General features: G+C 58.8%; 17 protein-coding genes, 3 pseudogenes and 2 riboswitches. Of the genes and pseudogenes, 13 read left to right on the plus strand and 7 right to left on the minus strand.

The genetic code is table 11. The features are described 5' to 3' along the window. Window positions 1–52 precede the first annotated feature (52 nt). Entirely contained in the window at window positions 53–3,763 is a 3,711-nt protein-coding gene (metH, locus tag IC37_RS18985) for a methionine synthase (RefSeq protein WP_030129045.1), read from the minus strand. 154 nt (window positions 3,764–3,917) lie between these two features. On the opposite strand from metH, the gene IC37_RS18990 reads away from it, so the two are divergent. Together IC37_RS18990 and nfuA are read left to right on the plus strand one after the other, a co-directional pair. Continuing rightward, a complete protein-coding gene (locus IC37_RS18990) occupies window positions 3,918–6,203 on the plus strand; it encodes a fatty acid cis/trans isomerase (protein ID WP_030129044.1) in 2,286 nt (761 codons plus the stop codon). Between the two features lie 213 nt (window positions 6,204–6,416). Continuing rightward, complete coding sequence (nfuA, locus tag IC37_RS18995) at window positions 6,417–7,001, plus strand: Fe-S biogenesis protein NfuA (RefSeq protein WP_030129043.1); 585 nt, start codon at window positions 6,417–6,419, stop codon at window positions 6,999–7,001. A 171-nt stretch (window positions 7,002–7,172) separates the two neighbouring features. On the opposite strand, the gene cobM is transcribed toward nfuA, so the two are convergent. From cobM to IC37_RS19015, 4 genes are all read right to left on the minus strand, one after another. After that, window positions 7,173–7,919, minus strand: a complete 747-nt coding sequence (gene cobM / locus IC37_RS19000) for a precorrin-4 C(11)-methyltransferase (RefSeq protein ID WP_030129042.1) — start codon at window positions 7,917–7,919, stop codon at window positions 7,173–7,175. 82 nt (window positions 7,920–8,001) lie between these two features. After that, window positions 8,002–8,415 carry a cobalamin biosynthesis protein gene (locus tag IC37_RS19005; protein ID WP_030129041.1) on the minus strand — a complete coding sequence of 138 codons (414 nt, stop codon included), beginning with the start codon at window positions 8,413–8,415 and terminating at the stop codon, window positions 8,002–8,004. Further along, the gene (locus tag IC37_RS19010) at window positions 8,412–9,119 is read right to left on the minus strand and encodes a CbtA family protein (RefSeq protein WP_030129040.1); all 708 of its coding nucleotides are present in this window, start codon (window positions 9,117–9,119) and stop codon (window positions 8,412–8,414) included. The genes IC37_RS19005 and IC37_RS19010 overlap by 4 nt, the downstream gene beginning before the upstream one ends. An 11-nt stretch (window positions 9,120–9,130) precedes the next feature. Beyond that, window positions 9,131–9,322: a CbtB-domain containing protein gene (locus IC37_RS19015; RefSeq protein WP_030129039.1), complete on the minus strand. Its 192-nt coding sequence runs from the start codon at window positions 9,320–9,322 to the stop codon at window positions 9,131–9,133. A 120-nt stretch (window positions 9,323–9,442) separates the two neighbouring features. Further along, a riboswitch (cobalamin riboswitch) is annotated at window positions 9,443–9,671 on the minus strand. Between the two features lie 187 nt (window positions 9,672–9,858). Beyond that, window positions 9,859–10,073, plus strand: a riboswitch (cobalamin riboswitch). A 101-nt stretch (window positions 10,074–10,174) separates the two neighbouring features. On the opposite strand from IC37_RS19015, the gene cobW reads away from it, so the two are divergent. From cobW to IC37_RS19075, 11 genes and pseudogenes are all read left to right on the plus strand, one after another. Then, window positions 10,175–11,242, plus strand: coding sequence for a cobalamin biosynthesis protein CobW (gene cobW, locus IC37_RS19020; RefSeq protein ID WP_030129038.1), 1,068 nt, complete (start codon window positions 10,175–10,177; stop codon window positions 11,240–11,242). A 3-nt stretch (window positions 11,243–11,245) separates the two neighbouring features. Continuing rightward, on the plus strand, window positions 11,246–15,112 hold the full coding sequence (gene cobN / locus IC37_RS19025; protein ID WP_030129037.1) for a cobaltochelatase subunit CobN: 3,867 nt from the start codon (window positions 11,246–11,248) through the stop codon (window positions 15,110–15,112). A gap of 161 nt (window positions 15,113–15,273) precedes the next feature. Beyond that, a complete protein-coding gene (locus tag IC37_RS19035) occupies window positions 15,274–16,281 on the plus strand; it encodes an ATP-binding protein (RefSeq protein ID WP_030129036.1) in 1,008 nt (335 codons plus the stop codon). 119 nt (window positions 16,282–16,400) lie between these two features. Then, window positions 16,401–16,946: a VWA domain-containing protein gene (locus tag IC37_RS19040; protein WP_030129035.1), complete on the plus strand. Its 546-nt coding sequence runs from the start codon at window positions 16,401–16,403 to the stop codon at window positions 16,944–16,946. Between the two features lie 176 nt (window positions 16,947–17,122). Then, on the plus strand, window positions 17,123–18,769 hold the full coding sequence (locus IC37_RS19045; RefSeq protein ID WP_030129034.1) for a phospholipase D-like domain-containing protein: 1,647 nt from the start codon (window positions 17,123–17,125) through the stop codon (window positions 18,767–18,769). A gap of 13 nt (window positions 18,770–18,782) precedes the next feature. Then, window positions 18,783–18,947: pseudogene (locus tag IC37_RS19050) on the plus strand (amino acid ABC transporter ATP-binding protein); the annotation flags it as partial. Window positions 18,948–18,971: 24 nt separating this feature from the next. Continuing rightward, on the plus strand, window positions 18,972–19,361 hold the full coding sequence (locus tag IC37_RS19055) for a RidA family protein (protein WP_030129033.1): 390 nt from the start codon (window positions 18,972–18,974) through the stop codon (window positions 19,359–19,361). Window positions 19,362–19,653: 292 nt separating this feature from the next. Beyond that, window positions 19,654–19,885, plus strand: a pseudogene (locus IC37_RS19060) (helix-turn-helix domain-containing protein); the annotation flags it as partial. A 122-nt stretch (window positions 19,886–20,007) separates the two neighbouring features. Beyond that, window positions 20,008–21,225: an amino acid deaminase gene (locus IC37_RS19065; protein ID WP_030129032.1), complete on the plus strand. Its 1,218-nt coding sequence runs from the start codon at window positions 20,008–20,010 to the stop codon at window positions 21,223–21,225. Window positions 21,226–21,282: 57 nt separating this feature from the next. Next, on the plus strand, window positions 21,283–21,624 hold the full coding sequence (locus IC37_RS19070) for a PfkB family carbohydrate kinase (protein WP_030129031.1): 342 nt from the start codon (window positions 21,283–21,285) through the stop codon (window positions 21,622–21,624). 160 nt (window positions 21,625–21,784) lie between these two features. Next, a complete protein-coding gene (locus IC37_RS19075; RefSeq protein ID WP_030129030.1) occupies window positions 21,785–23,029 on the plus strand; it encodes a M20/M25/M40 family metallo-hydrolase in 1,245 nt (414 codons plus the stop codon). Window positions 23,030–23,460: 431 nt separating this feature from the next. On the opposite strand, the pseudogene IC37_RS19080 reads toward IC37_RS19075, so the two are convergent. After that, window positions 23,461–24,428 (minus strand): annotated as a pseudogene (locus IC37_RS19080) (AAA family ATPase); the annotation flags it as partial. After that, entirely contained in the window at window positions 24,428–25,021 is a 594-nt protein-coding gene (locus IC37_RS30600; RefSeq protein WP_371916335.1) for a reverse transcriptase domain-containing protein, read from the minus strand. The gene IC37_RS30600 and the pseudogene IC37_RS19080, both read right to left, overlap by 1 nt. Window positions 25,022–25,335: the final 314 nt, after the last annotated feature.

The raw sequence follows: 25,335 nt of genomic DNA on the forward strand, positions 1-25,335 counted from the left end.
CTCCCACAGGGAGTCGTTGTTGGCCGCAGTATTGTGGCCAACAGGCCTACGGTTAGTTGTCGTAGCCGAGGTTAGGCGCCAACCAGCGCTCGGTCACACTCAACTCCTGGCCTTTGCGTGAGGTGTAGCTCTGCACCTGATCCTTGTCGATCTTGCCCACGGCGAAATACTGCGCCTGCGGGTGAGCGAAGTACCAGCCGCTGACCGCTGCCGCCGGGAACATGGCGTAGTGCTCGGTGAGGAACACGCCGCTGCGGCCGGCCTTGAGTTCTTCCGCTTCCGGGTCCAGCAGCTTGAACAGCGTGGCTTTCTCGGTGTGATCCGGGCACGCCGGGTAGCCCGGAGCAGGGCGGATGCCGGTGTATTGCTCCTTGATCAGCGCCTCGTTGTCCAGCGTCTCGTCCTTGGCGTAGCCCCAGTAGTCTTTACGCACCTGTTGGTGCAGCCACTCGGCACAGGCCTCGGCCAGGCGGTCGGCGAGCGCCTTGACCATGATCGAGTTGTAGTCGTCGCCTGCATCCTGATAGGCCTTGGCCACTTCTTCGGCACCGATCCCGGCGGTGGTGATGAAACCACCCACATAGTCGGTCACGCCGCTGTCTTTGGGCGCAACGAAGTCGGCCAGGGAGAAGTTCGGTTTGCCGTCGGTCTTGATGATCTGCTGGCGCAAGTGATGCAGCTTGGCCAATGGCTTGCCATCATCGCCGTAGACTTCGATGTCATCGTCGCGCACCTGATTGGCCGGCCAGAAGCCGAATACCGCACGGGCGCTGATGAGTTTTTCGTCGATCAGCTTGGCAAGCATTTCCTGGGCATCGGCGTACAGCGCAGTGGCGGCTTCACCGACCACTTCGTCCTTGAGGATGCGCGGGAATTTACCGGCCAGGTCCCAGGAGATGAAAAACGGTGTCCAGTCAATGTATTCGGCAAGAACTTTAAGGTCGATGTTGTCCAGCACCTTGGCGCCGGTGAACGTCGGTTTGACCGGTTCGTAGCTGCCCCAGTCGAACTGCGGCTTCTTGGCGATGGCCGCCGGGTAGCTCAGGCGTTCGGTACGGGCGCTGCGGTTGGCGGTGCGCTCGCGAACGTCGATGTATTCCAGACGAGTCTTCTCGACGAAACCGGCTTTCAGCTCCTTGGACAGCAACTGCGTTGCCACGCCCACGGCGCGGGAGGCGTCGGTCACGTAGATCACTGCGTCGTTGCTGTACTTGGGCTCGATCTTCACCGCCGTGTGCGCCTTGGAGGTGGTCGCGCCACCGATCATCAATGGCAGATGGAAATCCTGACGCTGCATCTCGCGGGCCACGTGAACCATTTCGTCCAGCGAAGGCGTGATCAAACCGGACAGGCCGATGATGTCGCATTTCTGTTCTTTGGCGACTTGCAGGATTTTCTCCGCCGGCACCATCACGCCGAGGTCGACGATGTCGTAGCCGTTACAACCCAGCACCACGCCGACGATGTTCTTGCCGATGTCATGCACATCGCCTTTCACGGTAGCCATGAGAATCTTGCCCTTGGCTTGCGGCTTGTCGCCTTTTTCCAGTTCGATGAACGGGATCAAGTGGGCCACGGCCTGTTTCATCACGCGGGCGGATTTCACCACTTGTGGCAGGAACATTTTACCGGCGCCGAACAAGTCGCCGACGATGTTCATGCCGGACATCAGCGGGCCCTCGATCACTTCGATCGGGCGCGCAAAAGACAAGCGCGACTCTTCGGTGTCTTCGACGATGTGGGTGGTGATGCCCTTGACCAGCGCGTGTTCCAGACGCTTGTTGACGTCCCAGTTGCGCCACTCTTCGGTCTCGGCTTCCTTGACGCTGCCGTCGCCTTTGTACTTGTCGGCGATGGCGAGCAGGGCGTCGGTGCCTTCCGGGGTGCGGTTGAGGATCACGTCTTCGACGGCGTCGCGCAGCTCCACCGGGATCTGGTCGTAGATCTCCAGTTGGCCGGCGTTGACGATACCCATGGTCAGGCCATTTCGGATCGCATACAGCAGGAACACCGAGTGAATTGCCTCACGCACCGGATTGTTGCCACGGAACGAGAACGACACGTTCGACACACCGCCGGAGGTCAGGGCGTACGGCAGTTCGTCGCGGATGTAGGCGCAGGCGTTGATGAAGTCCACAGCGTAGTTGTTGTGTTCTTCGATGCCAGTGGCCACGGCGAAGATGTTCGGGTCGAAGATGATGTCTTCCGGCGGGAAGCCGACGTCGTTGACCAGAATGTCGTAGGAGCGTTTGCAGATTTCTTTCTTGCGCGCTTCGGTATCGGCCTGGCCGGCTTCGTCGAAGGCCATCACCACCACCGCGGCGCCGTAGCGTTTGCACAGTTTGGCGTGATGAATAAACTGCTCGACGCCTTCTTTCATGCTGATCGAGTTGACGATGCCCTTGCCCTGGATGCACTTGAGGCCGGCTTCGATCACTTCCCACTTGGAGGAGTCGATCATGATCGGGACGCGCGAGATGTCCGGTTCACCGGCAATCAGATTGAGGAAGGTCACCATCGCCTTCTTCGAATCGAGCATTCCTTCGTCCATGTTGATGTCGATCACCTGGGCGCCGGCTTCAACCTGTTGCAGGGCGACTTCCAGGGCTTCGGTGTAGTTGTCTTCACGGATCAGACGGGCGAATTTGGCGGAACCGGTGATGTTGGTCCGCTCGCCGACGTTGACGAACAAGGAGCTGCGATCAATGGTGAACGGTTCCAGGCCCGACAGGCGGCAAGCCTTGGGAATGTCCGGAATCTCGCGCGGCGCATAACCGGCCACCGCTTTGGCGATGGCTTCGATGTGGCCCGGCGTGGTGCCGCAGCAGCCACCGACGATGTTGAGGAAGCCGCTTTGGGCGAATTCTTCGATGACCTTGGCGGTTTCCGATGGCAACTCGTCGTACTCGCCGAACTCGTTCGGCAGGCCGGCGTTCGGGTGTGCCGACACGTAGGTGCTGGCCTTGTTCGACAGTTCTTCCAGGTACGGGCGCAGTTCACTGGCACCCAGGGCGCAGTTCAGGCCGACGGAAATCGGCTTGGCGTGAGCCACCGAGTTCCAGAACGCTTCGGTGGTCTGCCCGGAGAGGGTGCGGCCAGAGGCGTCGGTGATGGTGCCCGAGATCATGATCGGCAATTCGACGCCCAGTTCTTCGTAAACTCCTTGCACGGCGAAGATCGCAGCCTTGGCGTTAAGGGTGTCGAAGATGGTTTCGATCAGGATCAGGTCGGCGCCGCCTTCGATCAGACCTTTAGTGGCCTCGGTGTAGTTTTCCACCAGTTCATCGAAGGTCACGTTGCGGTAGCCGGGGTTGTTCACGTCAGGCGACAGCGAGCAGGTGCGACTTGTAGGACCGAGCACGCCGGCGACGAAGCGTGGTCGGTCCGGGGTTTCCAGGGTCTTGGCGTCCGCCACCTTGCGCGCCAGGCGTGCGCCTTCTACGTTGAGTTCGTACGCCAGGCCCTGCATGCCGTAGTCGGCCTGGGACACTTGGGTGGCGTTGAAGGTGTTGGTTTCCAGAATGTCGGCGCCGGCATCCAGGTAGGCTTTTTCAATAGCGCCAATCACGTCCGGGCGCGTCAGCACCAACAGGTCGTTGTTGCCTTTTACATCGCTCGGCCAGTCGGCGAAGCGTTTGCCACGGTAATCCTGCTCCTCGAGCTTGTAGCTCTGGATCATCGTACCCATGCCGCCATCGAGAATCAGGATGCGCTCTTTGAGGGCGTGCTTGAGAGCTTGAAGGCGAACGCTGCGATCGGACATTTGGACTACTCGGTAAGGCCATGACGAAGGGGCGGGATAATAACAAACCTGTGCGCTTTTGGAGCATGTGCGGCTTTTGCATGAATATCGTTCATGTTGGTGCGCAGGTCAGACCGGTAGAATCGCGGCGTTTCTCATGATCAGGACCAGGGATATGTCGTATCGCGTCGTCACCAGCCTATTGATGCTGTTTTTAAGCGGGGGCGCCGCTGCACAAGGTCCGGATATTTCTTACGTGCGCGACATTCAACCGATCTTCACCGAAAAATGCGTGGCCTGCCATGCTTGCTACGACTCCGCCTGTCAGCTCAATCTAGGCAGTGGCGAAGGGGCGGCCCGAGGTGCGACCAAGGCGCCGGTCTATGACGGCGAACGCCGTCAGGCTGCAGCACCGACCCGGCTGTTTTATGACGCCTTTGGCAAACGTGCCTGGCAGCAAAAGGGTTTTTATTCGGTGCTCGACGCCCAAGGCAGCCAAGCGGCGCTGATGGCGCGGATGCTTGAGTTGGGCCACAAAACCCCGTTGCAACCCAATGCCAAATTGCCGGAGGACATCGTCCTGGGCCTGAACCGGGAAAACATGTGCGCCATGCCGGCGGAGTTTGACGGCTACGCCAGTTCCCATCCGAAGGAGGGCATGCCGCTGGCGGTCACCGGCCTGACCGATCAGCAATACCAGACGCTGCAACGCTGGCTGACCTCGGGTGCGCCAATCGATGAGCAGGGCCTGGTGCCCAGCGCCAAGGAAGCCTTGCAGGTGGTGCAATGGGAAAATTTGCTCAACGCGCCGGGCGCCCGGGAGAGTCTGGTGGGGCGCTGGTTGTTCGAGCACTGGTTCCTGGCGCACCTCTATTTCAAGGACGGCGAGCCGGGGCATTTCTTTCAGTGGGTACGTTCGCGCACGCCGACGGGCCAGCCAATTGATTTGATCAATACCCGCCGTCCGAATGACGATCCGGGCACTCAGGTCTATTACCGTCTGTGGCCGGTGCAAGGCGTGATCGTGCACAAGACCCACATCACCTACCCGCTGAGCGCGGCGAAGATGGCGCGGGTCAAAAGCCTGTTTTACAGCGGCAACTGGCAGGTCGACGCGCTACCCGGTTACGGGCCGGAGCGACGGGCCAATCCGTTCACGACCTTTGAGGCCATTCCGGCTCAGGCGCGTTATCAGTTCATGCTCGATAACGCCGAGTACTTCGTGCGCACCTTTATTCGTGGTCCGGTCTGCCGCGGCCAGATCGCCACCGACGTGATTCGCGACAACTTCTGGGCGCTGTTCCAGGCCCCGGAGCATGACCTTTACATCACCGACCCGAACTATCGCGGCCAGGCCACGCCATTGCTGGCGATGCCGGGGCAGAACGATGACGTCGGCAGTGTCCTGAGCCTGTGGCACGACTATCGCGACAAACGCAACGAATATGAAGCCCTGCGCCGCGACAGCTACGCCGATCTGCCGGCACCGAGCTGGTCGACTCTGTGGGCCGGCAATGACAACGCGTTGCTGAGTATCTTCCGGCATTTCGACAGCGCGTCGGTGAGCAAGGGCCTGATCGGTGACGTGCCGCAGACAATGTGGCTATTCGATTACCCGTTGCTGGAACGCACCTATTACCAGTTGGCGGTCAACTTCGATGTGTTTGGCAACGTGTCCCATCAAGCCCAGACCCGCTTGTACTTCGACCTGATCCGCAACGGTGCCGAGCAGAACTTCCTGCGTTTGATGCCGGCCGACTCACGGGACGGCTTTCTCGATGATTGGTACCAGAACAGCGGCCAGTTCAAGATGTGGCTGGATTACGAGTACATCGACAACGATAAGCCGACGGCGCTGAATTTGGACGAAAAGGACCCGAAACGCGATTTCGCCCTGCAATTGCTGGCCCGGTACGGTGAGCTCAATGCCAGGCCCGACCCGATCAACCGCTGCGATGGCGCTTATTGCTCGCGGCCGAACATCGATCTGGCGTTGCAGAACGCCGAACAGGCCTTGAGCCGCCTGACTTCACGTCCGGCCGCCGGTTTGAAAGTCATCGATCTGTTGCCGGAAGCCACGATGTTGCGCATCGAGACCCAAAGCGGCAAGCGCGAGATCTACAGCCTGCTGCGCAACCGGGCCCACAGCAACGTGGCGTTCCTGCTCGGTGAGTCGCTGCGCTATCAGCCGGGGCTCGACACGTTGACGATTTATCCGGGTGTACTCAGCAGCTACCCGAACTTCATGTTCAACATCCCGGCCGGCCAAGTGCCCATGTTCGTCGACGCGATGGAAAACGCGAAGGACGCTGCCAGTTTCGAGAAAATCGTCGAACGCTGGGGCATTCGCCGCAGCCATCCGCAGCTCTGGCAGTACTTCCATGATCTGAGCCGCTACATCCACGACACCGACCCGGTGGAAGAGGGCGTGCTGGACATGAACCGCTACGAGAATCTTTGATGCACGGAATTTAGAGGTGCCTGCGATCCAGTGTGGGAGCGGGCTTGCTCGCGAAAGCGGCGTGTCAGGCAGCATCAATGTTGACTGTGCCGCCGCCTTCGCGAGCAAGCCCGCTCCCACATTGGATCAGCTGCGCTTTCCTGACAAAAATACTGGGACTTTGTGCGGCGCGATGATTGGCGTAAACTGCGTCCAAGCCTGCGAGGAGTTTCCATGACCGCTATTACCATTACCGACGCCGCCCATGATTACCTGGCTGATCTGCTCTCCAAGCAGAACACCCCGGGTATCGGCATCCGCGTCTTTATCACCCAGCCTGGCACCCAGTACGCCGAAACCTGCATTGCCTACTGCAAGCCGGGCGAAGAAAAACCTGAAGACACGGCGCTGGGGCTTAAAAGCTTCACCGCTTACATCGACTCATTCAGCGAAGCGTTTCTGGACGAAGCGGTAGTCGACTACGCCACCGACCGCATGGGCGGCCAACTGACCATCAAGGCGCCAAACGCCAAAGTCCCGATGGTCAACGCCGACAGCCCGGTCAACGAGCGCATCAACTACTACCTGCAAACCGAGATCAATCCGGGGCTGGCCAGCCACGGCGGTCAGGTCAGTCTGATCGATGTGGTCGAAGACGGCATTGCCGTACTGAAATTCGGCGGCGGTTGCCAAGGTTGCGGCCAGGCAGACGTCACCCTGCGCGAAGGCATCGAGCGCACCTTGCTCGAACGCATTCCCGAGCTCAAGGGCGTTCGTGACGTGACCGACCACACGCAGAAAGAAAACGCCTACTACTAAGGTGTTCGCTGCGACATAAAAAAACGGCGCCCCGTGAGTGCCGTTTTTTTATGGGTGAAATTCACTGACGCCTTCGCGAGCAAGCCCGCTCCCACATTAGATCTTCACTGGACACAGTATTTGTGTTCGAAGCAGATCCACTGTGGGAGCGGGCTTGCTCGCGAATAGGGCCTATGGACGATACAAATGAGCATGCCCCGCGCGATACAACGACGATTCACTGAAGTGATCGCTGCCCAACACCCGCCCCACCAGAATCAACGCCGTCCGGCGAAACCCCTTGGCTTCAACCTTCCCGGCAATATCCGCCAGCGTCCCCACCACCCAATCCTGATCCGGCCAGGTCGCCCGATGAATCACCGCGATCGGGCAATCGGCGCCGTAGTGCGGTAGCAATTCGGCAAGGATCTTCTCCAGATGATTGACCCCCAAGTGGATCGCCATGGTCGCCCCATGCTGCGCCAGACTACCGAGTTCTTCACCGGCTGGCATCGCAGTCTTGTCGGCGTAGCGGGTCAGAATCACGCTCTGTGACACGTCCGGCAAGGTCAATTCAGCACCCAAAAGCGCCGCGCAGGCAGCGGTGGCGGTGACGCCGGGAATGATTTCGAAAGGGATGTCGAGTTCACGCAGGTAGCGAATCTGCTCGCCAATCGCGCCGTACAGGCTCGGGTCGCCGGAATGCACCCGGGCCACGTCCTGGCCGTTGGCATGGGCGGTCTTGATCAGCTCGATGATCTGTTCCAGGTGCAATTCGGCGCTGTTGACCACCTGTTCGGCCCGGTGGCCCTCCAGCACGGCGGCGGGGACCAGGGAACCTGCATAGATGATGACCGGGCAGCTACGAATCAGCCGTTGGCCTTTGACGGTGATCAGTTCCGGGTCGCCGGGGCCTGCGCCAATAAAGTAGACGGTCATCGTCGTTTCCTGTCAGAAAAAGGGTATGAGCACGCTTCAGATGAAGATTGCTCATGATTGAAGGCGAGGATTATCGGGGATTTTACGCGGCGCTGGCCAATGCCAGGGTGGCCTGGGCGTATTTTTGTCGTGGTATCAGCAACTTTGCCGGTGCCTGAGCCAAATGTTCGGCCAGTGCCAGCGCAGCACTTTCCGCTACGCCGTAACAGCCAGTGCGTTCGAACGCGATGTCCGAGTGGTGGCTGAGTTGCGGTTCATAACCGGCCAATTGTTCGCTGCTGAAATACATCAACGGCAACGCCAGTTGCTCAGCCAGTTCGATCAGGGCGGGTTCTTCGCGCTTGAGGTCGATGCTGGCCAGGGCCTTGATCTCACGGAGCGCGATTTGATGGGCTTGTAACGCCTGATCGAGCAGCGCCCGCAGCGTGCTGACAGGGCAGCCGCGCTGGCAGCCCAGGCCGACCACTAAGGTCGGCGCTGCGCTAACGTCAGTCATGCGGAGTGATGGCCATCGTTTTTGCGGCGGAACAACCAGGCGCTGATCAGGCCCAGGGTCAGCCAGAACGCCACGTTGGTCAGCTGCGAAGCGATTTTGAATTGCGCTTCCAGGGCTTGCGGCGCCAGCATCGAATGCACTTCCGGTTGCGGCGCGCCGATCACATGAGGCACGGCCAGAATCGCCACGCCGAGGATCTTCATCAGCCAGTGGCGGCTGAACACGATCAGCGCGATGCCGACAGCGGTGGACGCTGCCGTGCCAATCCACCAGATCTGCCGTTGCGCCAGATCCGCCGCGGCAGTGCCCGGCAGCTCAGGTGGCAGGCCGAGGGTTGGCGCCAGCACGAACGTCGCATAACCGGCCAGACCCCAGAGCAGGCCTTGGGAGGTACGGCGTGGAGCGCGCAAGGTGTAGAGACCTGCCAGCATCAGGGCGAAACCGACTGCTACCACCAGATTGCCGCCGGTGGTCGACAGCACGCGCTGCCAGCCGTCTTCCGGCTCCCAGGCTTCGGCATCGTGAGTATGAGCTGTGACAGCGCCAGCGGCGTGCTCGTGAATTTCAACAGCGGCCGGCTCGGATTTTTCGTAGGTCTCGGCCTGCAAGATCAGCGGCGCCACCCAGAAGCTTTGCAGCAGGGTCAATAGCAGGGCAGCCAGCAGCCCGGTGAAACCTGCGGTTTGCGCAATACGCTTGATCATGTCAGCAGGTCTCAATGGCACGGAAAGGCGGAACTGTGACGGGTATCGTGCGCGGCATTGTGTACCGCTTCGATGTGCGAGAAACCGGCGAAATACACAAGGCTAGCGCCAAGGATCGACGCACAAAAAGCGGCGGTCAGGCGTTGGCTCAAGGTTGAAGTGGTGCTGGCGGTGGTACTGGCGGTACTGCTGATGATCGACATGGCGCTTCCCTCTGGTCTGTCAGCGGGTGAATAGAGCGCATGAAAACCTCCGCACACCGAGACACGCAGAGATTTCGAACAGCGCCCGCCCACCGCGGGTTTGTTATTCAGTGAACGTAAAAGTCACTTTGTGTTGCGGGCCGGTCTCCGGGCTCGCGAGGGGCAGGGCTTGCGCCGACACCTGCAAGCATCACCTTCCCATGCCGTATGACAGGCACAGTGGATCTGACGCTTCACTCGCTTACCGTTGCGGGGGCAGCACCGGACTGACATGGCTTTAGAGTAAAGCACATGATTCACCGGTTTCCCGTTTCACCCTGTGAAGGGCACCCGTAACAAGGTGCGTAGGAGAGCATGGGCGGGGGCGGAGAGTCAATTGGCATGGGTTCTCACTTGGATACCGAGTCGCTCCCTTCGCGAGCAAGCCCGCTCCCACAGGGGAACGCATTTCAAATGTGGGAGCGGGCTTGCTCGCGAAGGCGTCGTCTCAGGCGCCACAGAACTCAGGTGGACATTGACCCGCCCCCACACGATGCGTAGCCTTGCGCTTTCGAGGTTCTTCGGTGTCTGCCGAAGCTAAGAAGGGAACGCGGTCGATGCCGCGGCTGCCCCCGCAACTGTGAACGGTGATGTTCGCTGCCACGCCACTGCAAGCCCTGATCCATCAGGTTCGCGGGAAGGCGCAGCAAACGCCAGTCGAACGATTGGCACACCGTCAGCCAGGAGACCTGCCTCGACACAGATTCTCACTTTCAACCGGGCGGGGTGATCCGGTGGCGAAACTCTTGCGCGCGCGCACCTGCCGCAGCGATTGTCGTCCCGTATGCCCGCCACCTTGCCAAAGGGCATCCGATGAAAACACTGGCCAAACTCCCCGTCACCATCGTTACCGGCTTCCTCGGCTCGGGCAAAACCACCTTGCTGCGCCACATGCTCGACAACGCCCAGGGCCGTCGTATCGCGGTGATCGTCAACGAGTTCGGCGAGCTGGGTATCGACGGCGAAATCCTCAAGCAGTGCTCGATCGGTTGCACCGAAGAAGAAGCCAACGGTCGCGTCTACGAACTGGCCAACGGCTGCCTGTGCTGCACGGTTCAGGAAGAATTCTTCCCGGTGATGCGCGAACTGGTCGCGCGTCGCGGCGACCTCGACCACATCCTCATCGAAACCTCGGGCCTGGCCCTGCCAAAACCTTTGGTTCAAGCCTTCCAATGGCCAGAAATCCGCAGCGCCTGCACGGTTGACGCGGTGATCACCGTGGTCGACAGCCCGGCCGTCGCTGCTGGCACCTTCGCTGCCTTCCCGGATCAGGTCGATGCCATGCGCAAACTCGACCCCAACCTGGACCACGAATCGCCGCTGCACGAGCTGTTCGCCGACCAACTGGCCAGCGCCGACCTGGTGATCCTCAACAAGGCCGACCTGATCAGCGCTGAAGACCTGGCCCGCGTGCGCCTGGAAGTCGCCGAAGAACTGCCGCCAGCGGTGAAAGTCATCGAAGCCAGCAGCGGTCGTCTGCCACTGGACGTGCTGATCGGCCTCGGCGCCGGTTCTGAAGAACACATCGACAGTCGCCACAGCCATCACGATCATCATCATGAAGGCGAGGACGACCACGATCACGATCATGACGCGTTCGATTCCATCTCTATCGAGCTGCCCCAAGCCGACGAAAGCCTGCTGATGGATGCGTTGACCCAACTGGTGGTCCAGCACGGCATCCTGCGGGTCAAAGGTTTTGCAGCGGTGCCGAACAAGCCGATGCGCCTGCTGATCCAGGGCGTGGGCACGCGTTTCGACAAGCACTTCGACCGTCAGTGGGGCGCTGAAGAAGCACGCACCACCCGTCTGGTGTTGATCGGTCAGGCGCTGGACGCCGCTGCGCTCGAAGCGCAATTGCGCGCTGCGCTCAGCGTTTAAACCATGCACCTGCTCAGGACCCAGCCCGGCGGTTTCGTGTCGGATGACAACATTGCCGACCTTGGACAAACCCCCGCCGAGCTGGTGATCCTGTGCAGCGGTGATTCCAGCCTGGCGTTGCTCGCCGAAGCGGCGCAGCAGTTGCCCGAGGATTACCCGAGCCTGCGCCTGGCCAACCCGATGCAGGTGCAGAATCACGCCTCGGTCGATCTCTACGTCGACGAAGTGCTGCGCCACGCCAAGGTGATTCTGATCTCGCTGCACGGCGGCATCGCCTATTGGCGTTATGGCGTTGAGCGTCTGGTGGAATTATCCGAGCGCGGGGTGCAGCTGATTCTGGTGCCGGGGGATGATCGCCCGGACCCGGAACTCAGTGACCTGAGCACCGTAACCGCGCAAGACCGCGACCGGCTCTGGCAGTTTTTACGCCAGGGCGGCATGAGCAATGCCCTGGATTTTTTCCGCTGTCTGGCCAATCGCTGGCTGGATCGCGATTACGCGTGGGCCGAGCCAAAAACTCTGCCACGCACGGCGATTTACCACCCGCAAAAAAGCCCCGCTGAGCTGAGCGATTGGCAAGCCGACTGGCAAGCTGATCAGCCAGTGGCGGCGGTGCTGTTTTACCGCTCGCACTTGCAGGCGGCGAACACCGGTTTCATCGATATTTTCTGCCTGCGTTTGCAGGCGGCGGGGTTGAATCCGTTGCCGATTGCGCTGGCCAGTTTGAAAGAACCCGGCTGCCTGATGGTGGTAGAGGACCTGCTGGATGAAGTCGAGGCGGGGGTGATTCTCAATACCACCGGTTTCGCCCAGTCCAGCCCTGAAGCACCGCATTTGCGGCCGTTCCGCCGCAGTATCCCGGTGATCCAGGCAATCTGCGCCCAGGACAACGAGCCGGGGTGGCGCGCCAGCGAACAGGGCCTTGGTCCCCGTGACTTGGCGATGCACATCGCACTGCCGGAGCTTGACGGGCGAATCATCAGCCGGCCGATCAGTTTCAAGGACCTGGCCTGGCGCAGTGAGCGCAGTCAGTCCGACGTGGTCTGCTACCGGCCTGCACCTGAGCGCATGGATTTTGTCGCCGAACTGGCGCGGCGCTGGATCGATCTGGCGCGCGTGCCCAACGGCAAAAAACGCATCGCCCTGATCCTCGCCAACTACCCGACTCGCGATGGGCGTATCGGCAACGGAGTGGGTCTCGACACACCGGCTGCGGCATTGAACATCCTGCGCGCGCTGCACGCCGAAGGTTATCCGTTGCCGGCCGAGTTGCCGGACAGCGGCACCGCATTGATCCAGCAATTGCTCGGCGGCGTCAGCAATGACCTCGACACCCTTGACCAGCGTCCCTGCCATCAAAGCCTCGCGCTGGACGACTACAACCTGATGTTCAACGCGCTGCCAGAGGCCAATCGCCAAGCCGTGCTGGAACGTTGGGGCTCGCCCGAAAACGATCCAATGTTCCGTGGCGGACGAATGATGATCGCCGGTCTGCGCTTCGGCCTGACTTTCGTCGGCATTCAACCGGCCCGGGGTTATCAGGTGGACCCGAGCGCGGTGTATCACGATCCGGACCTGGTGCCGCCCCACGGCTATCTCGCTTTCTACTTCTGGTTGCGCAACACCTACGGCGCTCACGGCGTGATCCACGTCGGCAAGCATGGCAACCTCGAATGGCTGCCGGGCAAGGGTGTCGGGCTGTCGGAAAACTGCTGGCCAGACGCATTGCTCGGGCCGCTGCCGAACATCTATCCGTTCATCGTCAACGACCCGGGCGAGGGCGCCCAGGCCAAGCGTCGCACCCAAGCGGTGATCATCGATCACCTGATGCCGCCGCTGACCCGCGCTGAAACCTACGGTCCGCTGCGCAATCTCGAATTGCTGGCCGACGAATATTACGAAGCGCAATTGCTCGATCCGCGCCGCGCCCGAGAGTTGCAGCGCGACATTCTGCAACTGGTGCGCGACACACACATCGACCGCGAACTGCAACTGGACGAGAAGCTCGACAGCGATGCCGATGCGGCGATCTGGTTGCCGCGTCTGGACACGTACCTGTGCGACTTGAAGGAGTCGCAGATCCGCGATGGCCTGCACGTGTTTGGCGAATCGCCGGTCGGGCGGTTGCGCATCGATACCTTATTGGCCTTGCTGCGTATTCCTCGCGGCGACGGCCGTGGGGCGCAATCGAGCTTGCTGCGGGCCTTGGCCAAGGCGTTCGAACTGGGGTTTGATCCATTGGATTGTGCGTTGTCCGAGCCGTGGACCGGACCACGTCCCGTGGAACTGCAATCGCTTAACGATGAATCCTGGCGCACCGCCGGGGATACCCGTGAACGCCTGGAACTGTTCGCCACTCAACTGATTTCGCACACGTTGAACCAGCCTCAAGCCCAACCCGTCCCCTGTGGGAGCGGGCTTGCTCGCGAAAGCGGAGTGTCAGTCGACATGGATTTGCCTGACACACCGCTTTCGCGAGCAAGCCCGCTCCCACAGGAGGGTGGTTGGTCGGATGTGAGCGCGATCATCGACAGCCTGCGCAACGTTGTTGCCCCACGCCTGGACGCTTGCGGCCCAGCGGAAATGCGCGGTCTGCTCGACGCCCTCAGCGGTCGATTCGTCCCGGCCGGGCCTAGCGGCGCACCGAGTCGCGGCCGTCTGGACGTCCTGCCCACCGGGCGCAATTTCTATTCGGTGGACGTGCGCAACCTGCCGACCACCACCGCGTGGCGCATCGGCTTCCAATCCGCGAGCCTGATTCTTGAGCGGCACTTGCAGGATCACGGCGATCACCTGCGTCAGCTCGGCCTGTCGGTCTGGGGCACCGCGACCATGCGCACCGGCGGCGATGACATTGCCCAGGCCATGGCGCTGATGGGCGTGCGACCGGTGTGGGCGACGGGCAGTCAACGGGTCGACGACTTCGAGATTCTGCCGTTGAGCCTGCTGGACCGGCCACGGGTGGACGTGACCTTGCGCGTCTCCGGATTCTTCCGCGATGCCTTTGCCAACCTGATCCGGTTGTTCGACGCCGCTGTGCAAGCGGTCGCCGCGCTGGATGAACCGGACGATCTCAACCCGTTGGCGGCCAAGGTCCGCGCCGAGCGGGAAGCGCTGTTGGAATCCGGTCTGGATGAAGACGCGGCTCGACGCCAGGCCGGCTGGCGCATCTTTGGCGCCAAGCCGGGTGCTTACGGAGCGGGCGTGCAGGGCGCCATCGACGGTCGCTTGTGGCAAAGCCGCGAAGACCTGGCCGAGGTTTACCTGAACTGGGGCGGCTACGCTTACGGCGGCGCCGATGAAGGCACCGCCGCCCGCGAACAATTCGCCCAGCGTCTGAGCCAGGTGCAGGCGGTGCTGCAAAACCAGGATAACCGCGAACACGACTTGCTCGATTCCAACGACTATTACCAGTTCCAGGGTGGCATGCTGGCGGCCGTCGAAAGCCTCAGCGGTGAAGCGGCGGCCAGTTATCACGGCGACCACAGTCAGCCGGACTTGCCGAAGATCCGCACCTTGAAGGAAGAGCTGAACCGGGTGATCCGTTCCCGGGCGGCCAATCCGAAATGGATCGATGGGGTCAAGCGCCATGGCTATAAAGGCGCGTTCGAACTGGCGGCGACGATCGATAACCTGTTTGCGTTCGACGCCACCACGCAGTTGATCGACGATCACCAATATGCGTTGCTGGCGGACGCTTATTTGCTCGATCCGGCGACCCGGGAGTTTGTCCGCGAACACAATCCCCATGCCTTGCGCGACATGACCGAGCGCATGCTGGAGGCGCAGCAGCGGGGGATGTGGAAAGAGCCGGGCGAGTACCGCGAGGCGCTGGAGAATTTGTTGCTGGATATAGAAGAAGACAGCTAGTGCGCTTAAACCTGTGGGAGCGGGCTTGCTCGCGAAAGCGATGTGTCAGGCGACATCAATGTTGACTGACACTCCCTCTTCGCGAGCAAGCCCGCTCCCACAGGGATGAAGGTGCCTGTGATATTTGCTGATGGATCACCGACCATGACTGAGATTTGAAAATGACCGACACCCCCCATTTCCCGCTCTCCGCCGTGGTCGGCGCCGATGACTTGAAGCTCGCGCTGTACCTGACCGCCATCGACCCGAAAATCGGTGGCGTGTTGATCGAAGGGCCACGGGGCATGGCCAAATCGACCTTGGCCCGAGGCCTGGCGGACCTGTTGGCCAGCGGTCAATTCGTCACCTTGCCCCTGGGCGCCACCGAAGAACGGCTGGTGGGCACCCTCGACCTCGACGCGGCCCTGAGCGAAGGCCGCGCGCAATTTTCTCCCGGTGTACTGGCCAAGGCTGATGGCGGCGTTTTGTATGTCGATGAAGTCAATCTGCTGCCCGATCACCTCGTGGACTTGCTGCTCGACGTGGCCGCCAGTGGCACCAACCTGATCGAGCGCGACGGGATTTCCCATCGGCATTCGGCGAAGTTTGTGCTGATCGGCACCATGAATCCGGAAGAGGGCGAATTGCGCCCGCAATTGCTCGACCGCTTTGGCCTGAACGTCGCCCTCAGTGGCCATACCGCACCCGCCGAGCGGGGGCAGATCATCCGTCGTCGACTGGATTTCGACAGCGACCCGCAAGGGTTCTGCGCCGAGTGGGAAAGCCAGCAACACGCACTGCGCGAGCGTTGCCAAAAGGCGCGCTCGGCACTGGCGAGCATTCCCCTCGACGATGTCGCGCTGGCGCAGATCACCGAGCGCTGCTTCGCTGCCGGCGTCGATGGTCTGCGGGCCGATCTGGTCTGGCTACGCGCAGCTCGGGCTCATGCGGCTTGGCGCGGAGCGAATGCCATTGGCGAAGAAGATATCGACGCGGTCGCCGAGTTTGCCTTGCGCCATCGCCGTCGCGAACATTCGCCACCGGCGCCACACCAATCCCCGGCAGCACAGCCGCCCTCCAACCAGAACGCCAACCCAAGCGAAGGTCAGGGTCAGTGGGGCGAAATGCCCGCCCAGGCGTTGCCTGTCGGCGTTCGACGTGAAGTGCCGAGCTGGCCAAAAAAGCCCTAGGCATTCGCCCTCGATCAGACGCGGGGGCGAATGCCAGACCCCGTGCAGGACGGCTGGATCACGGTAAACAGGGCAAGCGTCACGCAGCCCTGAGCGGATCGATCAATTGGCCCGGCACCTTGCTCAATGGCCGACCGCGTCAACGCGACGATGTGCGGTTTCACCTGCGCACCCGCAGTCCTCATGAATTATGGCTGGTGATCGTCGACGCCTCGGCCTCGACCCGACGTCATCAGGCATTGAGCGATGCCAAGGGCTTGCTGGCGCAACTGTTCGACGATGCCTATCGACAGCGTGCGCGCTTGGCTTTGCTGATGGCCAGCGGCTATGTGCCGAAGTGGCAGGTGCAAGGGTTGAAAGCCTCTGCGGGCTTGCGCGACTGGCTCGAAGGGCTTGGTGCCGGCGGCGGTACGCCGATTCTGGCGGCGCTGGGCGAAGCGGGGCGTTGGCTGGCGGCGCGGCAAAAGCGCTTTCCGGCAGAGCAGCAACGGCTGCTGCTGGTGACCGATGGACGGCTGAAGGAATGGTCAACGTTGCCGGCGCTGGATTGCCCGGGGTTGCTGATCGACATCGAGCGCGGTCCGATTCATCTTGGCCGGGCAAAGGTGTTGGCAGCACAGCTGCAGGTTGATTATCGACATATCGATGAGCTGATTTCAGGTTGAATTTTGTGCTGACAGTGTTGGCCCCATCGCGAGCAGGCTCGCTTGTATGTTTAGACTTGAAGGGGTGGGTGGGAGCGAGCCTGCTCGCGATGGCATCACCTCGGAATCGGATAATCGCAGTTCATCTACATCGCTGTCCTATGCTGCTGTAAGCAAGCCATTCACAGGAGTGACCCATGCGTGTTCTAGCCCGCAATGATCAGGACGATTTTCGCGTCAAAGTCTACGCGGGCACCAACGGCGTGCTGCTGGCCATCGACGTGGCCGAACCCCGCCGCAAAGGCCTGCTGGGTTTCGCCATCGAGAAACAGCAAGGCAGCAAACCGTGGCTGTTTCTGTTCAACAGCCTGACCTTCCCCGGCAAGGCTCATACGTTTCCCCAGTATCGCGCCACCCCCAGCGATCTCGCGCCGTTGCAGAAATTTCGCTGGGCCGATTACGCGGTCAATCCAGGTGTGACGATCCATTATCGGGTTCACCTGGCCTACGGCACCGCCGATGCGCCGCAGCTGGGTGAGTTCCTGGAGGTGACGATCAGCACGGACAATGGCCTGCCAGCGGGCCAGAACGTCATCTTCAACCGGGCGGTTGCCGCCAGTCAGGCGTTCCAGCGAAAGTTCGCCGACGTTGATGCGCTGCTCAGCGCCAACAAGAAACTGCCCATCGAAGAATGGCCCGACGCCCCGCGACAATGGCTGGAAAATGGCCTGCTCGCACGCTTGCTGGGGTTTATCGAACGGGCCGAGGATGGTCAGTGGGCGCTGGACATCGCGATCTATGAATACCAGCTGAAGGTGATCGTCGATGCGGTGAACGCCGCTTTCGAGCGAGGCGTAAAGGTTCGGGTTCTGTACCACGCCCAACCGGACGAAGACACCACGGCGCTGAACGAAGCCAGCCTGGAAAAAATCCCGGCGGCGAACAAGCGCGGGCGGGTCACCCACAACATCTTTCACAATAAGTTCATGGTCCTGAGTCGGCTCGACGCGGCGGGGCAGCATCAGCCCGAAGCGGTACTCTGTGGCAGCACCAATTTCACCGCCAACGGCGTTTATCGTCAGGCCAACGTGGTGCATGTGCTGGATGATGCTCAGGTCGGCGCCAGCTATCTGCAAACCTTCGAGCAGGTCTGGGCCGCGCCGGCGGACGTCGGTGCCACCCGGGAATGGCTCACGGAAAACAATCCGATGCAGCCGGACCAGGCATTATTCGCCGGCTTCTCACCGCGTTCGGACCAGGGCGACTTGCGTGAGTTCGTCGAAATCATCGAGTCAGCGAAAAAAGACCTGCTGTTTGTCACGGCCTTTGCCTTGCCGGACGAAGTGCTCAACGCCTTGCTCGGCCAGCCCCACGACGACATCTTGCGTTACGGCCTGCAAAACACCGTCAGCCGCATCACCGGTTTCCACGCCGACCGCACCGCCCAATTTGCCGCCACCGCACTGCTCAACACCGGCCTGGAAGGCTGGCTCAAGGAAAACATGAAAGGCCAGAAGGGCAACCTGCTGGTGCACACCAAAGCCATCGTCGTCGACTTCACCAGCGACTCACCGACGATCATCAGCGGCAGCCACAACCTCAGTGAAGTGGCCAGTAACGGCAATGACGAGAATTACCTGATCATCCGTGGCGACACCGACCTGGCCGATCGTTATGGGCTGGAACTGCTGCGCTTTTACGAGCATTACCGGTTCCGCTACTTCGCAAAAAAACTCTCGCTCAAGCAGGTCCGGCCGTTGGCTCCGGATGACAGCTGGACCGATGATTATTACCTCGAGGGCGATCTGCGCATGTTGTCGCGGTTGCGCTTTGCCGGACGATAAACAGCCTGGCGGGTCTTTGCTGCTGGTGACTCACGAAATGCGTTTTGGCTTCGAGGTGTCGGACAAAATCGTGTTCATGAATCAGGGGCGGATCGAAGAACAGGGGCCACCCAAGGAACTGTTCGAACGCCCGCAATCGCCGCGTCTGGCGGAATTTCTCAAGAACGCTCGTTTTTAACTTTTTCAATCAGGAGAAACACTCATGAGCATTACTCGTTACGGCACCGGCAGCACCGCCGGTGGCGGCCAGCCCCGTCCTTTCGCCCGCGCCGTCGAAGCCGATGGCTGGCTGCACGTGTCCGGCCAGGTGCCGGCGGTGGACGGCGAAATTATCGCGGGCGGGATTGTCGAGCAGACTCACCAGACCATGAAAAACCTGATCGCGATCCTGGAAGAAGCCGGTTACGGTCTGGAAGACGTGGTCCGTACCGGCGTGTGGCTGGAAGACCCGCGGGATTTCTGGAGTTTCAATAAGGTATTTTCCGAGTACTTCAAAAGCGAACACGCCCCGGCGAGGGCCTGCGTACAGGCGAGCATGATGGTCGATTGCAAGGTTGAGATTGATTGCGTCGCGTACAAGAAAAAGGCCTGAGAATTGCGGCGGCTTCTTCGCGGGCAAGCCTCGCTCCTACGGATGATGAGAACCTGTGGGAGCGTGGCTTGCCCGCGATGGCCATGGGTATCTACACATCTTCCCGAGTTTGATGGTGTACATATCCGTTTCTGCGGTAACGGCCGCAGAAATGGATATGTACTCCCAACACCAAGCCCCGGCAGTGAATCTGTAGCTCAAGAGATGTGTAGATACCCATGCCGCGATGGCGGCCTAACAGTCGCCGCAGCACTCTGGGTAAACTCCCGGCATATTAATGGGAACCACTGATATGACCGAAGACACCATCAAGCGCCGGGCTCGAGGTCTGGACCGGGCGTTCGACATTCTCGATTTTCTCAAGGAAATCGGCCAGCCCCTGCGCCCGAATGAAATCGCCAGTGGCATCGGCAGCCCGAAGTCCACGGTCTACGAACTGGTCGCCTCCTTATTGGAGCGACGCATCCTCGAACCCGTGGGCAAGGACGGTCATGTACCTCGGCCGTCAGTTGTACTTCCTCGGACCGATGCGAAGAACAATTACAACGACTATCGCCGGGTGCTGATCGACAGCGCCAATAGCCTCGCCCGGCGTATCAACGAATAACAGCGGCTGCTTGCGGTCGCGTGTGTGAGGAGTTCGACCATGTCTTCTGCCAAAAATATTGCCTCCATGGAAAAGGGCTTTGCCCACACTGGCGCCAATCTGGTGCGTGACGTCAGCCTGCCGGCGCTGGTGCTGCACCGCGATGCGCTGGAACACAACATTCGCTGGATGCAGGACTTCGTCAGCCACAGCGGCGCGGAACTGGCGCCCCACGGTAAAACCAGCATGACCCCGGCGCTGTTTCGTCGCCAACTGGACGCCGGTGCCTGGGGCATCACCTTGGCCAGTGCCACGCAAACCCGCGCGGCTTACGCCCATGGTGTGCACCGGGTGCTGATGGCCAACCAATTGGTCGGCACGCCGAACATGGCGCTGATCGCCGATCTGTTGGCAGATCCGAGCTTCGATTTCTATTGCATGGTCGATCACCCGGATAACGTCGCGGACCTCGGCGCGTTTTTCGCCTCGTGCGGTGTGCGCCTGAATGTGATGATCGAGTACGGCGTGGTCGGCGGTCGTTGCGGTTGCCGCACCGAAGCCGAAGTACTGGCGCTGGCCAAGGCTATCGCGGCGCAACCGGCGTTGGCGCTGACCGGGATCGAGGGTTACGAAGGGGTGATTCACGGCGATCACGCGGTGACTGGTATTCGCGATTTTGCCGATTCACTGGTGCGTCTGGCGGTGCAGTTGCAGGACAGCGGTGCGTTCGCCATTGCCAAGCCGATCATCACCGCTTCGGGTTCGGCCTGGTACGACTTGATTGCCGAATCCTTCGAAGCGCAGAACGCCGGTGGGCGTTTCCTCAGCGTGTTGCGCCCCGGCAGTTACGTGGCCCACGACCATGGCATCTACAAAGAAGCGCAATGCTGCGTGCTCGACCGTCGCAGCGACCTGCATGAAGGTTTGCGCCCGGCGCTGGAAGTCTGGGCGCATGTGCAGTCGTTGCCGGAGCCGGGTTTTGCGGTGATCGCCCTGGGCAAGCGTGACGTGGCCTACGACGCCGGTTTGCCGGTGCCGCTGCTGCGTTACAAGGCGGGTGTGGTGCCCGCGGTCGGCGATGATGTGAGTGCCTGCAAAGTGACGGCGGTGATGGACCAGCATGCGTTCATGACCGTGGCACCGGGGGTTGAATTGCGGGTGGGCGATATCATTTCGTTCGGTACTTCGCACCCGTGCCTGACGTTCGACAAGTGGCGCGTTGGGTGTCTGGTGGATGAGCAGTTGAATGTCATCGAAACCATGGAAACCTGTTTTTAAGGTTCGGAACCGAGGCGCCCACCCAGACACCACCGAAACACCAGAGACACCACATCAATGAACAGCATCAACACCCTGGGCCCCAACACCCCGCGCATCGCCCTGATTGGCGAGTGCATGATCGAATTGCAACAGCGCGCCGATGGCACGCTGCAACAAAGCTTCGGCGGCGACACCCTGAACACTGCGGTCTACCTGATTCGCTGTGACGGTGAGTCGTTCGAAGCGCCGGCGCAAGTGGTCGAACGGGTGGTGGATACCACGGCGGCGGGGGATTCGTTCAGCGCGGCGTATTTGGCTTGTCGGCTCAAGGGTGGCAGCCCGGTTGAGGCTGCCGCGGCCGGGCATCGGTTGGCGAGTCGGGTGATTCAAGTGCCGGGGGCTCTGATCCCGAGATAAGCAGTGGATGGCCGCTTACTGCGCAACCGGATCGCGGGCAAGCCCGCTCCACTGGGGATGTATGGTCATTCAGGTTTGTGCAGGTCGCATCCGGTGTAGAGCCTTGCGTCGTAGTCAGGTAGGGTATTTTTGACCCCCGACACGAAACAAGGATTGATTCATGACGTTCAAGCTCCCTCGCTCCCTCCTGGCCACCAGCCTCGGCCTGACACTCGCCCTCGGCACCTTCACCCCCGCAGCCTTCGCCGAACCCCACAAACAAGTCCTCGCCGATGCCGAACAGTACAAGGGCGAAGCCCTGAAACTGCTGGAACGGCTGGTGAATATTGACTCCGGTTCCGGCTATGAACCAGGCCTGACCCAAGTCAGTGACATCGCCATCGAAGAGTTGAAGAAACTCGGTGCCACCATCGAACTCGTGCCCAACACCCCGGACAAAAGCAACCATGTATTGGCCACCCTCAAAGGCACCGGCAAGGCGAAAATCCTGCTGATGGCGCACATGGACACTGTGTTCAAGGAAGGCTCGGCCGCCGCGCGCCCGTTCCAGATCAAGGACGGTCGCGCATACGGGCCGGGCGTGATGGACGACAAGGGCGGCATCGTCGCCGGGATCTACGCGCTGAAAGTCCTGAAAAACCTCGACTTCACGGACTATGCGCAGATCACCTTCCTGCTCGACGCCAGCGAAGAAACCGGTTCAGACGTCGCCACCGACCTGATCAAGAAAACCGCCAAGGCCCACGACGTGACCCTCAACCTCGAACCGGGCCGCCCGGCCGATGGCCTGGTGGTGTGGCGTAAAGGCAGCGCCACCGCGGTGGTCGAGGTCAAAGGCAAGGCATCCCACGCCGGCGTCGCGCCGGAGCTGGGGCGTAACGCTGCGATGGAAGCCGCGCACCAGATTCTGCAACTCGGCAAACTGGGCGATGCAGAAAAGAAAACCACCATCAACTTCACCGTGCTTAACGCTGGGGACCGCACCAATGTGATTCCGGATCAGGCCACCGCCAAGGCTGACGTGCGGGCAGCGGTGCCGGAAGAGTTCGACCGGATCGAAAAGGACCTGACACGGGTCTCGAAGGACAAACTGATTGCCGAAACGGAAGTGACCACTACCCTTAAACGCGGCTTGCCGCCGATGCCGCAAACGGCGGAGTCGGATCGCTTGATGGCCATGGCCCAGGAGATATACGGCGAAATCGGCCGCAAGCTGACGGAAGAAGGCAGCGGCGGGGCGGCAGATGCCAGCCTCTCGGCAGGGGTTGGTACACCGACGCTGGACGGGTTCGGGATTGTCGGCGGGAATATCCATACGCCCGAGGAATATGCCGAAGTCGAAAGCGTGGCACCGAGGATTTATCTGCTGTCGCGGATGATTATGGAGTTGACCAGTAAAAGGTAACGTATAAATTAGCGGAACTAATACAATTAAGCTCAAGCATATTATGCTTGAGCTTAATTGTAGTGTCGGGTAAGCGTTGATAGGCTTGTTGTTTGCTATGTGTTCGAATGGTGAGTTGATCTAATCTTGTTTTTGAGCTAGGAAGTATGAGATTGTTTGACTGAGACCAGTTACGCCTTGCTCCGCTTCGGTGCAAAGATATTCGAATATTTGAGGGTCATTGATGACTTCGCTTTCTATGATTTTCTTGTAGAAGTGTTTGTCTGTGGTGATTGTTTCTGTGCATTTGAATTCTGGCAAAAATTTCAAAATTTTATGATCTGCGTAGATTTTTTTCTCTACGCTTTCAAAAGGTAAAAAATAAGTGCCTGGGCAATTTCTTATGTGTTTGTTTATCTCTTGGTCGCCATCTAATATTGATATTACATTTNCCGCCGATTGGTACGATTTTGTATTGGGAGAAATTTGTAGGGCAGTATTTTGCAATTATAAAGTCAAGAAAGTTTTTTAGCATGTCATCTTCAGTCAGGATGTATTTGTCCCATCCTGAGAAACCAAACATTATGCTTTTTATGTAGTTGTATGAGGCGGGTGTAACGTCTCCCTCACCATCGGTGTTGGTCATGTAGAATAGTTCAGAGTCTTTAAGTGTTCTCATTAAAGCAAGTGAGTGAGTTGTGCATACTATGTTCACGAAATAAGTTTCGCAGAATATGCGTAATCTTCTGACTAGGTGAGCCTGTGCGGCTGCATCTAGAGAAATATCTATTTCGTCGATGACTATTAATTTGCAACGGCTGGTGATCTTTCTGTATAGGCTAATTAAGAAAAACTCTCCAGAACTTAGGTGGTCTTCTCTTACGTATCTGTCCCCGTCAAGAGGGATGCAGTAATATTTTGTGTTTTTTACTTTTATCTCAACTAGGTTTTCAAATTTATTGCTGGAATAAATATCACCAAGGAATTCGATTAGCTCGGAAGGGCGAGTGTGTTGACCAAGAATAATAGCCGTTCTTATGTCTTTGTCTGCAGAGCTGGTACTTTGGAAATGATTAAAGCGTTGTCCGAATGGCATCGGAAGTTCAACGTCGATAGTGTTTTTGATGTTGTCAGGGATGGCGGATTTGCAGTTAAGACTATTGATTGATCCGTCATAACTGAATACGAATTCATTAGTTCCAAGTTTGTAAACAACTTCACTGTCGGTTTTGAAAACGCCAGAGGACGTCGTTTTGGAGAATGTGTCAGCCGAACGAAAATTAAGAATGGATTTTATAAGTGTTGTTTTGCCTACACCATTCTTACCTACAAGACATGTAAGTTTATTTTGGTTCAAATCTAAGCTGAATGTCATATTTTTGACATGCTGTATATTTTTTAGCTCGACTGACAGCTGCATCATAGCTTGTCCGATTTATGAAGGAACATATCCACTATGGTGGCACCATATTTTTTTCTTAGTTTGTCGAGATAGTCCGGATCAACGGTGTTGAAGTAGTTTAGCTGTCCTGAGATTTTTTCAATAGCGTTATCGAAGTCTGATCCTGTTATCGCGGTAAATTTTTCTTTGTCTGTAAGGTAGTAATGTAATTTGACTTCTGTGTCTTTTTTGAATTTTATATCTATTGAAACTTTTCCATTGGGTAGAATCACCATTCCCAATAATTTTATTTTGTTTCCGGTCTGAGTATGCTTGCTTTTTGTTGTGTTGATTGAAAGCTTGTTGTCTGTGTGCTCGGATAAGCATTGTGCGACATATTTTTCAGCTTCAAGTAGTGGTGCTTTAACCAAGGATGAAATAATTATGTCATCCGAATATCTGGAGAATGTCAGTGAGTTATCAAAGCAGTATTTTTGTAGTTTGTTATCAAAGTTGAATAAACATGCATTGCTTAGTGGTGGGGAGGTGGAAAATCCGACCGGTACGGAGCCGTTGACGGTTAATATTTTTACAATATTTGTAATGTGGTTGTCTATTCGGAGATGGGGCAGCGATCAGCGCTGTTAACTATTGTTAATGTGACTAGGTTAGTGTCAATACTGTTGAAAAAATTGGTTATGTCTGTTTGAAAAAAATATTTGCTGTGTGCATGTTTGGATACGGCATCTACAGCGTTGACGCCTTTTCTATACGAAAATACAGTTTCTTTGTTTGTCTGTAAGTATTCCAGCAAGAAAAGATTCAGAAAAGAGTGAAAAGTTTTTAGTTTTTTGTTTGGTATGTGGAGTTCTCTGTCGTTATATTTTTTTGTTTCGTAAAGTGTGCTGATGTCGCCAGTGTCAAGTTCGGGGAATTCGAATTTGCC

Source organism: Pseudomonas sp. QTF5, from assembly GCF_000512695.2.
Taxonomy (GTDB): domain Bacteria; phylum Pseudomonadota; class Gammaproteobacteria; order Pseudomonadales; family Pseudomonadaceae; genus Aquipseudomonas.

What these genes read in the sequence shown, in the direction of transcription:
- nfuA (WP_030129043.1), top strand. Translation starts at nt 6,417, where the DNA reads ATGACCGCTATTACCATTACCGACGCCGCCCATGATTACCTGGCTGAT.
- IC37_RS19065 (WP_030129032.1), top strand. Translation starts at nt 20,008, where the DNA reads ATGTCTTCTGCCAAAAATATTGCCTCCATGGAAAAGGGCTTTGCCCAC.
- IC37_RS19070 (WP_030129031.1), top strand. Translation starts at nt 21,283, where the DNA reads ATGAACAGCATCAACACCCTGGGCCCCAACACCCCGCGCATCGCCCTG.
- IC37_RS19005 (WP_030129041.1), bottom strand. Translation starts at nt 8,415, where the DNA reads ATGACTGACGTTAGCGCAGCGCCGACCTTAGTGGTCGGCCTGGGCTGC.
- IC37_RS19010 (WP_030129040.1), bottom strand. Translation starts at nt 9,119, where the DNA reads ATGATCAAGCGTATTGCGCAAACCGCAGGTTTCACCGGGCTGCTGGCT.
- cobN (WP_030129037.1), top strand. Translation starts at nt 11,246, where the DNA reads ATGCACCTGCTCAGGACCCAGCCCGGCGGTTTCGTGTCGGATGACAAC.
- cobM (WP_030129042.1), bottom strand. Translation starts at nt 7,919, where the DNA reads ATGACCGTCTACTTTATTGGCGCAGGCCCCGGCGACCCGGAACTGATC.
- IC37_RS19075 (WP_030129030.1), top strand. Translation starts at nt 21,785, where the DNA reads ATGACGTTCAAGCTCCCTCGCTCCCTCCTGGCCACCAGCCTCGGCCTG.
- cobW (WP_030129038.1), top strand. Translation starts at nt 10,175, where the DNA reads ATGAAAACACTGGCCAAACTCCCCGTCACCATCGTTACCGGCTTCCTC.
- IC37_RS19045 (WP_030129034.1), top strand. Translation starts at nt 17,123, where the DNA reads ATGCGTGTTCTAGCCCGCAATGATCAGGACGATTTTCGCGTCAAAGTC.
- IC37_RS19015 (WP_030129039.1), bottom strand. Translation starts at nt 9,322, where the DNA reads ATGTCGATCATCAGCAGTACCGCCAGTACCACCGCCAGCACCACTTCA.
- IC37_RS19035 (WP_030129036.1), top strand. Translation starts at nt 15,274, where the DNA reads ATGACCGACACCCCCCATTTCCCGCTCTCCGCCGTGGTCGGCGCCGAT.
- IC37_RS18990 (WP_030129044.1), top strand. Translation starts at nt 3,918, where the DNA reads ATGTCGTATCGCGTCGTCACCAGCCTATTGATGCTGTTTTTAAGCGGG.
- IC37_RS19055 (WP_030129033.1), top strand. Translation starts at nt 18,972, where the DNA reads ATGAGCATTACTCGTTACGGCACCGGCAGCACCGCCGGTGGCGGCCAG.
- metH (WP_030129045.1), bottom strand. Translation starts at nt 3,763, where the DNA reads ATGTCCGATCGCAGCGTTCGCCTTCAAGCTCTCAAGCACGCCCTCAAA.